This is a genomic window from Mesorhizobium sp. M5C.F.Ca.IN.020.32.2.1 (assembly GCF_004023105.1).
Taxonomy (GTDB): domain Bacteria; phylum Pseudomonadota; class Alphaproteobacteria; order Rhizobiales; family Rhizobiaceae; genus Mesorhizobium; species Mesorhizobium wenxiniae.
In genome coordinates this window covers 1-1,803 of the sequence record NZ_RZSX01001097.1, presented here as the reverse complement: position 1 = coordinate 1,803, position 1,803 = coordinate 1, and the positions used below count along the sequence as shown (strand labels likewise).

The window sequence follows — 1,803 nt, the reverse complement described above, 5'->3', positions numbered from 1 at the left end:
ACCCGCGGCTTCGTCGAATTGCGCCGCATCGGTGCTGCCTTCGGCGCCAGGCCGGAAACGCTGATGGGACTTTCCGGCCTCGGCGATCTTTTGCTCACCTGCTCGTCCGCCCAGTCGCGCAATTTCGCCTACGGGCTGGCGCTGGGACAAGGCAAGCCACTTGCCGGCCTGCCATTGGCCGAAGGCGTGCCGACGGCGGCGATCGCCGCCCGCATTGCCGCCGAGCGCAAGATCGATGCGCCGATCATCACCGCCGTCGCCGCCATACTAGACGGCACGATCACCATCCGCCAGGCTGTCGCGGCGCTGATGACAAGGCCGCTGAAGACCGAAACCGACGTGTAATTTCGAACAATCCGGAGATGGAAGATGCTGTTTGCGTTGATTTGCAAGGACAAGCCTGGAAGCCTGCAGGTGCGGCTCGATACCCGGCCCGAGCATGTTGCCTTCCTGGAAGGATTGAACGGCGAGAAGAAGCTGGCCTTCGCCGGTCCGTTCCTCGAGGCCGACGGCAAGCCGAACGGCAGCCTCGTCGTGGTCGAGGCGCCCGACCTGGCCGCGGCACAAGCGCTGTCGGCGGCAGACCCCTATGCCAAGGCCGGGCTGTTCGAAAGCGTCGAAATCCGGCAATGGAATTGGACCTTCAACAAGCCGGCGGCTGCCTGATCGCCAGCTGCCAGGAGGAGCAAAAAATGAACTACTGGCTGTTCAAATCTGAACCCTCGGTCTTCTCCTTCGAGGACCTCAAGGCGAAGGGCAAAGCCGGCACGCAATGGGACGGCGTGCGCAATTATGCGGCGCGCAACAATATGAAGGCGATGCAGATCGGCGACCTCGGCTTCTTCTACCACTCCAATGACGGGCTCGATGTGGTCGGCATCGCCGAGGTCTGCGCGCTGGCTCATCAGGACACGACTTCCGACGATCCGCGATGGGAATGCGTCGATATCCGCGCCGTAAAGGATATGCCGAAGCCGGTGACGCTGGAACATGTCAAGGCCAATCCCAAGCTTGCCGAGATGGCACTGGTCCGGCTCGGACGGCTTTCCGTGCAGCCGGTGACGCCGGCCGAATGGAAAGAGGTCTGCCGCATGGGCGGCCTGACGCCGGCTCCGTGACGGCGCTGACGCCGAACAGCGCGAAAAGCTTCATCCTCGACAACACGGCGCTGATGGCGCCGCCGCATGTGCCGGAGATCCTGCTGCATCTGGCCGACGAAGCGCATGATCTGTGGCAGCGGACCGAGGACGAACTGGCCGAAATCGGCCTGCCGCCGCCTTTCTGGGCCTTCGCCTGGGCCGGCGGCCAAGGCCTTGCCCGCTATATCCTCGACAATCCGTCCGATGTACAGGGCAAGCGCGTGCTCGACTTTGCCTCCGGTTCCGGCCTTGTCGCCATTGCCGCGGCGAAGGCCGGCGCGGCAGAGGTGATCGCCGCCGATATCGACCCGTTCTGCGCGACCGCGATCCGCATCAACGCCGAGGCCAATGATGTCGGGATAAAGTTCCTCGGCTCGGACTGCATCGGAGCCGATGCGGGCTGGGATGTGGTTCTGGCCGGCGACGTCTTCTACGACAAATCCATTGCCGACCGGCTGATGCCATGGTTCGCGACGCTGAAGGCGCGCGGCGCCGACATTATCGTCGGCGATCCCGGCCGTTCCTATATGCCGCAAGCAGGACTGGAGCCGCTTGCCGTCTATGAAGTGGCGGTAACCCGGGCACTGGAAGACGCCTTGGTCAAGCGCACGACCGTCTGGCGGTTTGCTTGACGGCATCGCCGAACGGGCGTTCCATCACGCAT

General features: G+C 63.8%; 4 protein-coding genes. All 4 read left to right on the top strand.

From position 1 onward, the window contains the following. A partial coding sequence (locus EOA86_RS33240) for an NAD(P)H-dependent glycerol-3-phosphate dehydrogenase (protein WP_348633382.1) occupies positions 1-345 on the top strand: 345 nt, incomplete at its 5' end. A gap of 24 nt (positions 346-369) precedes the next feature. Continuing rightward, on the top strand, positions 370-666 hold the full coding sequence (locus tag EOA86_RS33235) for a YciI-like protein (protein WP_065007224.1): 297 nt from the start codon (positions 370-372) through the stop codon (positions 664-666). Positions 667-692: 26 nt separating this feature from the next. Further along, positions 693-1,118: an EVE domain-containing protein gene (locus EOA86_RS33230; RefSeq protein WP_128345422.1), complete on the top strand. Its 426-nt coding sequence runs from the start codon at positions 693-695 to the stop codon at positions 1,116-1,118. 53 nt (positions 1,119-1,171) lie between these two features. Continuing rightward, entirely contained in the window at positions 1,172-1,771 is a 600-nt protein-coding gene (locus EOA86_RS33225; RefSeq protein ID WP_245497455.1) for a methyltransferase, read from the top strand. Positions 1,772-1,803: the final 32 nt, after the last annotated feature.

What these genes read in the sequence shown, in the direction of transcription:
- EOA86_RS33230 (WP_128345422.1), top strand. Translation starts at nt 693, where the DNA reads ATGAACTACTGGCTGTTCAAATCTGAACCCTCGGTCTTCTCCTTCGAG.
- EOA86_RS33235 (WP_065007224.1), top strand. Translation starts at nt 370, where the DNA reads ATGCTGTTTGCGTTGATTTGCAAGGACAAGCCTGGAAGCCTGCAGGTG.
- EOA86_RS33225 (WP_245497455.1), top strand. Translation starts at nt 1,172, where the DNA reads ATGGCGCCGCCGCATGTGCCGGAGATCCTGCTGCATCTGGCCGACGAA.